3 protein-coding genes and 1 pseudogene are annotated in these 7,460 nt (G+C 65.1%); 2 read left to right on the top strand and 2 right to left on the bottom strand.

All coding sequences use genetic code 11. The annotated features are described in order from the left end of the window. Nucleotides 1-218 precede the first annotated feature (218 nt). Nucleotides 219-349, top strand: a pseudogene (locus tag J8I87_RS44940) (tyrosine-protein phosphatase); the annotation flags it as partial. A gap of 21 nt (nucleotides 350-370) precedes the next feature. On the opposite strand, the gene J8I87_RS25505 reads toward J8I87_RS44940, so the two are convergent. Beyond that, nucleotides 371-1,159, bottom strand: coding sequence for a TetR/AcrR family transcriptional regulator (locus J8I87_RS25505; RefSeq protein ID WP_209934797.1), 789 nt, complete (start codon nucleotides 1,157-1,159; stop codon nucleotides 371-373). Nucleotides 1,160-1,278: 119 nt separating this feature from the next. On the opposite strand from J8I87_RS25505, the gene J8I87_RS25500 reads away from it, so the two are divergent. Next, entirely contained in the window at nucleotides 1,279-1,680 is a 402-nt protein-coding gene (locus J8I87_RS25500; protein ID WP_245254158.1) for a nuclear transport factor 2 family protein, read from the top strand. A 405-nt stretch (nucleotides 1,681-2,085) separates the two neighbouring features. Here J8I87_RS25500 and J8I87_RS25495 read toward each other — a convergent pair whose 3' ends face one another. Further along, a complete protein-coding gene (locus J8I87_RS25495; RefSeq protein ID WP_209934795.1) occupies nucleotides 2,086-7,218 on the bottom strand; it encodes an ATP-binding sensor histidine kinase in 5,133 nt (1,710 codons plus the stop codon). Nucleotides 7,219-7,460 lie beyond the last annotated feature (242 nt).

Raw genomic sequence — 7,460 nt, 5'->3', positions numbered from 1 at the left:
ATGGAAGCCGTGCATTTCCAGGTAGGCAACACGATACGTCAAGCGGGCGGGCACAACGCCGATTACGCCGGCGTGGAACTGAAATACGGGTGGTAGGACTCGCATCGGTTCACATTGGTCCGCATCGCAGTGGGTCGTCTGCCACGCACTCGCGAACATCCCAGAATAATCAAGTCAAGCTTCGCCGCACTTCGTCGCCGTGACTTTTCATATAAGAGGCTGAAGCGGGCCGCACATTGCTTTACCACTGCAGCACGGGCAAAGACAGAGCCGGTTTTGCCACTTTCCTGGTTTTGTCTACGCTTGACTTGATTCAGACGCGATTCTGGCCAACTATCTGGAGTCGAACACTGCTTACTGGCTTCTGATGTCAACGGGTACTACCGGCCAAGAGCTGCCCGTCGCGACCGGCCGTTTTCGGGGCGCTTCTCATAGCTATTCTGGCTTTCGTGACTCGCTTTCGTGACTCGCCCCCATATTTGTCCGCATTCCCGGGCGCGGTGCCGCGCTTGCGGCGCGCTGGCTTGGCCTCTGCCAGTGCCTGCCGTACGAGCGACCGAGCCGCCCAGGCGGCGCTGTCGACTGCCTCGTCGATGCTCGCGCGGCTGATGTCACGCACTGCGATCAACGCCTCGGTACCCATCACGATTGACAGCGCCTGCTTTAGCCGCTTGCGCTCCGCTGGCGTCAGCACGTCCGTCAGCGAATCGACGATCGGCTCGATGTAGTTCATGCGTCGGCCCGGCCGCAGCGGCGTCTCGTGCGACTCGCTTTCGAGCCACACAGTCATGAACGAGCGCTCCATCACGTGCAGGCCAATCTCATCGTCGATCAAGAGCCCGTTCAGCTCGTTCGCCGCCCGGCCAATGCCCTCTATGGGGTCGTCACCCGGTTGCCAGAAACGCTCGAGCGGCTTCATGCCACGATCGGTCGCGCTCTCGCTGATCAGCGCCTCGATCGATGGAAAGTAGCGATACGCCGTGGCGCGCGACACCAGCGCGCGTTCGGCCACTTCCGCGAAGGTCGGGTTGTGGCCCTCGTCGCGCAATGCCCGGACAGCATCGATAAGCGCCTGACGCGTGCGGTGCTTCTGGTTGGCACGACTGTCTGAGTCTGAGTCGGTTTCGCGTTGCGGCGGGCTTGACTTTGCAGTTGGCATGGACAACTATTGAGACAAGTGTCTCACAATGAGTGATATGTCTCATTATAGGCACTTGTTCATCCAACCAGCAAGGGGGCACCCCTATGAACGCTGAGCTGCAACAGCGATTCGATCGCATGATCGACCGCCATTTCCGTTTCGAGGCTGAAGACGATGTCGACGGTGTGTTGAGCACTATGGTCGACGATATCGAGCACGATGTCGTGGGATACCCTACCGGACCGGCGCATGGCAAGACCGACGCGCGGGGCTTCTTCGAGGGCCTGTTCGCTGATCTCGCGGGGGAGAAAGTGACTACGCTACGCCGCTACTACGGCCCGGACTTCGTCGTTGACGAGAGCCTGTGGGAGGGTACCGCGCCTGGCACGCCATTCGGCATTCCGGGGCACGGGCGGCGCCTGGCTTTCCGGCTGCTGCACATCTTCGACATGACGTCGGACGGCCAGATCAAGCGCGAGAACGTCTGGCTCGACTTCGCGTCGATTCTTCAGCAACTGAACGCGCCCCGGGATGCATAAGTAGCGCGCCACGAGCACAACCGGCGTTCGCGCGCATGGTTTCGGCTTGCCGCCGCCTACTTCGCCGTTGGCGTGATGCTCGGCGTGGCGATGGGCGCTTCAGGCGACCACTCGCTATTCCCGGTGTATGCGCACATCAAGAGCGTTCGCGCCATGCGCTATGATCATTTCGCCAGACGGCACGAAAGCCTGCCGCTGCAATCGCAGTTCGCGACACAAAATTACTTGACCAACAGCTGCCCGAGAGGACCAACTTTCCTTGCGATGGAAAGCGCCGCTTGCGCCTGATCAGGCGCGCCTAAGCGTGAGATTTTGCGGCGCACAGCAGTAGGTACACCTTTGCTTTTGCGAGCGTCCAGTGCTCGGTGAATAAAGGCCTCGCGCGGCGTCGCGCGGTCGCGCGCTTCAGGGCGCTGTCCCGGCTGGCAGCCTTAACGTGAACACGGTGCCGCACGCTGCACGCGGAGCGGCGTCGAGCGTGCCACCGTGCGCCTCGGTGATCGACCGGCAGATCGAGAGGCCCATCCCCATCCCGTCTGACTTCGTCGTGAAGAACGGATCGAAGATCCTTGCGGAGATTTCCTTGTCGATGCCGACGCCGCTGTCGGCGATACCGACGACCACGTGTCCGTCGCTCGGGTGCGACGTCACCGCGAGTTCACGCGGCGCTGCGATGCCATCCATCGCGTCGAGAGCGTTCGTCACGAGGTTGAAGATGACCTGCTGGATCTGCGTACGGTCGGCTAGCACCTTGATGCCGCCGCTGCGCAGATCGACGCGCAGCTGCACGTTCTTCGCGTCGATTTCGGTTGCGGTCAGCCGCAGCATGTCGCGAATCAGATCATCGATTACGAGCGGAATCATCGCCGGCGGCGCCTGCCTTGCGAGCGAGCGCAGCGCACGCACGATGTCGGCCGCGCGTACGCCGGATGCCCGGATGTCCTCGAGGTTCGCGAGCGCTTCTTCGATATCCGGCTGCTCGCCTCGCAGCCAGCGCATGCATGCGCCGGCGCTCGTCACGACGGTGGTCAGCGGCTGGTTGATTTCGTGCGCGATCGATGCGGCCAGCTCGCCCATCACCGTCATGTGCGCGGTGCGAGCGAGTTCGGTCCGCGCATGCAGCAGCGCGGCCTCGGTCGCGATCCGGCGCGTGCTCTCATCGACAAGCTCCGCATAGAGCCGCGCCGACTCGAGCGAGTTCGCCGCCTGCGGCGCGAGCACCTCGAGCATCGCGACGCGCCGCGGCGAAAACACGCCCTGGGTCAGCGCATTCTCAAGATACAGCACGCCGATCAGCGTGCCTTGCTTCAGAAGCGGAAGGCAGAACACCGAACGCGTTGGATGCGCGCTCAGGCTGTGGACGTGTTCCGGCATTCCTTGGCGCTGTGCGTCTTCGAGCAGGATCGGCTTGCGGGTCCGAACCACCACGTTCAGGATCGACAGCGGCACGTCCTGTTCGGTCGGCTGGCCGTGAACGATGTCGACGATCACGTCGTTGCCGACGACGCGCGCGACCGCTTCGATCGCGAGCTTCTCGCGCTGCGCGAGCAGAAGGAGTCCATAGCGCGCGCCGGCGTACACCACCATGTTGCGCATCAGAGTCTGGATCAGCCGTTCGAGCACAATTTCCTCGGACAGCGAGTGCGCCGTTCGCATTGCGAGAGAGAAGTCCAGATCCTCACGCGCGTAAGCGGCCGTCATCCCGTGCGGGGACGTATCGACGACGACGAACGGATGCAGGGCCGCCATCGTGTGCGCTTTGCCCGTCGCACCCCATCGCCGATAGCACGCGTGCGCGATGCGCAACTGATGGCGCGCGGGACCGGTCAGGCCGAGCGACGCGGCATGGCGTCCCGCTAACTCATGCGCAAGTGCCTGTTCGTGCACGAAGCCGCGTTCGGCCGCGAGATTCGCAGACGTCTCATAGTGCTGCATGGCGGCGACGTGGTCGCCGCGTATACGCGCGAACTCCGCGTCGATCAATGCGAGCTTGTTGCGGAAGGTATGCGGATTCAGTGCGCTCCATGCGACGAACCTGGCGCGGTGTGCATCGAGGCGATCGATCAGCCGCTCCGGCTGCGTCGCGCCGTTGTCGCACGCAATCTGCGCGAGCGTACTGAACAGATGGAAGTCGGAGAGCATGATGTGGGCGGGCGTGGACCACGCGTACTGCGCGGCGGCATCAAACGACGCGCGCGCCGTGTCGATGTCGCCGAAGAGGAATGCAGCCTGGCCTTTCAGCACGTCGGTCCAAAACTGCAGTACAGACATTGGCGTTTTGGTGGCCGCCGCGCGGGCCCGCCACGAGCCGACCGGGCGATCGTAACCGAACTGCAATGCATCGACGAATTCCGACTGCGTCGACACCAGGTCGACGATGTCTTCATAGTGCGCGCCGCGCGCGACTTCCAGCAGCGGTTCGATCTCCGCGCGGATCGCCGGGAGCGGTTCGCCCATAGCCAGCAGGTCGCTGACGATGTGGTTGCAGCTGTAGCACATCCAGCGTAGTTCGGCGCTCGCGTTGCCGGCGGCCTTCGCATCGCGTGCGCGGTCGAGCGCATACGAGAGCGGCTGGGTCCAGACGCTGACCTGATCGAGCGCGACGAGCGTCGCAGAGCGATAGCGTTCGAAGCCGTGGCGCTCGACGAGCGCGAGAGCCACCTTCGCGAATTCGAAACCTTCCTCATACGCATCGCAATGCTGCGCGATGCTCACGCCGTACCACGCGAGCCCCTGTACCGACGCGGCTGTCACGCCATGGCGCAGCGTGAGCTGGACCATCATCGCCAGGTGCAACAGTACGAGTCCGCTGCTCGGGTAGAAATGGGCGGCCTCGAGCGCGGTGAGGAGCGCCATCGTCGCTCCGATCCGCTGGTCGGTCATCACGGGCAGCTCGACCAGTTCGTGGATGTGCCGCTCGCCGAGCGCATCGCGCACGGCCTGGCAGGCTGCCGTGAGATTCGCCTCGGTCGGACGAGCGGGCAGGTCCACGCCGAGCAGAGCGAGTCCGGCGAGAGCGACATCGACAGCTCGCTCGTATTCCGACTCCACCGTCAGCAGCGCGGCTTTCAGCCGGTGCGCCTCGGCGCGGTCAGCTGGCATGCTCGCGCGAGCCAGGAGCTCGTCGATTTCGATGCCTGCCTGCGCGGTTTCCCCTTCCGCGAGCAGGATCCCGCAGCGAAGGATGCCTATCCGGCTGGCGAGCGCGTAATGACGGGTCCAGTCTTCCGCGCCGAGCAACATTCGTGCGGACGCGAGGAACGACAGTGCGCGTTGGCGTGCCGCTGCCGCTGCCGCGGCTTCCGCCGCACTGACGAGCGCGTGCGCGAACGGGAGCGCCTGGCTGTCTTCGATCGGCATGGACATCGCCTCCTCGATGTGAGCAGCGAGATCGAGCAGCGTTTGTGCCGACGCTGCATCGGGGCGCACGAGCTGCGCCGCAGCGATGTTCGCGTGATGGGCGGCGCGCACCGGCTGAGCAATCAGCGCATACGCGGCCTCGAGCATGCGGTCGTGCATGAAGCTCCAGTGACCGTCGCGCATGCAGACCAGGCCCGCCTTGCGGGCGGGCTCCAGCCGGAGGCGGAGTTCGGCCGGCGTCGCGCCCGCCGCCGCGCACAGCAGGGTCTCATCGGCGCGGGTGCCGACGCACGCGAGCAGCGACAGCACCGCCCGGGCGCTGGGGGGCAGCCGTTCGAGCCAGGTGACGAGCAGGCTCGCGACGTTCTCGGTGTGCCGATGTGCTTCGATGTCGGCCGGCCGCCATTGCCATGTCTGCAGCGCGGAGTCATAGCGGAGCAGCCGCTCGTCGATCAGCGCGCGCAGCAACTGCTGTACGTAGAACGGATTGCCGTCGGTCTTGCGGTGGATGATGTTGGCTAGCTCCGACAGCAGGCCGCACGCCTCGCCCAGCATCGCGGCAAGCATCTTCGCGACATCGTGTGGTTCGAGCGGAGCCAGCGTGATGCTCGACACACGGGCCCGGTCCAGTTGCCGCAAGAACGCCTGGAACGCGGGCGTGTGGTCCTGCTCGCTGCGGTATCCGGCGACCAGGCAGATATTGGCCGGCCCGTTCGCTGCGATAGCGGCGATGAATGCGAGCGTCGCGTCGTCGGCCCACTGGATGTCGTCGATCATGAGGAGCAGCGGCTCGGCTGGCCCCGCGAATGCGCGGAATGCGTTGACGAGTGCGTGGCACAAGTGGAACTCTGGAATCACGTCCGCTTGTCCCACGTGGCTAAGCGTGAGCGGGCCCGGGTCGATCAGCCAGGTGATTTCAGGAAAAATGCCGGCCAGCAGGCTCGCCTGTCGGCCGACGCAGTCGTGCAGCCGTGCGGCTATCGCAGCGATCTCGTCATCGCGCCTTGCCAGCGCGCCGCCGAACAGTGAGCGTAGTGCCTGTAGCACCGGCGCGTACGGCCTCGCGGGCTGGTACTGATCGACCTTGCCGGATGCGCAGCAGGATGTCGGCCACGCCGCGCGCGCGTGGCGCGCAAACTCGTCGGCGAGTGCCGTCTTGCCGACCCCGCCCGGTCCTGCGATGAGGACGATCGCGGTCTCGCTGGAGCGCGCGACCTGGCTCAGCGTGTCGGCGAGCTGACGCGATTGCGCCGCGCGGCCAATCAGTACGTCGGGTGTGCGCACGCGCGCGAGCGGGTCGGCGCTCGCGAGCTCGAACGGCTCGACGCGGCCAGAGGCAAGCCAGTCACGGCGAATGTGCTCGAGGTCGTGCTGCAGCGAATCGCAGGACGGATAGCGCTCACCCGGCTCTTTCGCGATCAGCTTCAGGATCACGCGCTCCAGCATGGCCGGCATGCCGTTGCGAAACGCGCCCGGGGGCGACGGCTGCATGGCGACGTGCGCGTGAATCCATTCGGACGTCGACGACGCCTTATACGGCATGGAGCCCGTCAGCAGGCGGAACAGCGTGACGCCGAGCGAATACAGGTCCGACCGCTCGTCGATCCGCGCGTTTTCCGACGCGACCTGCTCGGGGGCCGCATAGGCGGCGAAATCCGCGCGCATTTGACCGGACGCTTCCGTGTCGTTGCGCAGCTTCCTCGCATAGGCGAACGAGCGGAGCTTCACCGCGCCGTCCTGATCGACGAAAAGGCTCGTTGGCCGCAAGTCGCCGTGCAGCCAGGACCGCCGATGGAGCTCGGCAAGGGCGCGCACTGCGCCGAGCGACAGGTCGAGGAAGGTGTCGAGCTGCAGTTGGCCATCCGAAAGCGAATCGAACGTATTGCCGCCCGTGTGCGGGTGGACAAGAACCGGGCCGTCGCTCGCGCGAATCAGCGCGACCGCCAGAAGCGCCCATTCCGGCTCCAGCGATTGGTTCAACGCGAACTCACGCTCGATCTGCCGGCAGCGCAGGTCGAGCTCCCATGAGGTCTGGCGCGCTGACCAGACGATGCCGTTGTCCGGATCCGTCACGTCAAACGTCAGCACGTCGTCGGATCGCGTGATATTGGCCCACTTCGCGCGGGCGAGCCAGTCGGCGTCCATCCGGCTCGCATCGGCCGGGAGAGCAGGGCGCATGTTCATACTCGGACAGTCAAAATGGTGGAATTGGGTGACGTGTCGGTTCCGCCACGCGCCGGTCGGGCCGTGGGCATCGTCGTCGCGGCCCCCGCATTGTCCGGCAGGTCGCTGGAAAATTCAGGCACCCCCTCGAGCGTCCGCGGTGCGTGCCTGCCCTTCTCATAACCGGGGGGTGTGTGACAAGCCGCCGGGCGCGCGATTACCATACGGAAACGATGAATCCGATCCGCATGGGGGGT

The sequence above is a fragment of the Paraburkholderia sp. LEh10 genome (assembly GCF_017814945.1).
Taxonomy (GTDB): Bacteria; Pseudomonadota; Gammaproteobacteria; order Burkholderiales; family Burkholderiaceae; genus Paraburkholderia.
The sequence above is the reverse complement of the archived record's forward strand: the minus strand, read 5'-3'. Positions and strand labels throughout refer to the sequence as shown.

What these genes read in the sequence shown, in the direction of transcription:
- J8I87_RS25505 (WP_209934797.1), bottom strand. Translation starts at nt 1,159, where the DNA reads ATGCCAACTGCAAAGTCAAGCCCGCCGCAACGCGAAACCGACTCAGAC.
- J8I87_RS25500 (WP_245254158.1), top strand. Translation starts at nt 1,279, where the DNA reads ATGATCGACCGCCATTTCCGTTTCGAGGCTGAAGACGATGTCGACGGT.
- J8I87_RS25495 (WP_209934795.1), bottom strand. Translation starts at nt 7,218, where the DNA reads ATGCGCCCTGCTCTCCCGGCCGATGCGAGCCGGATGGACGCCGACTGG.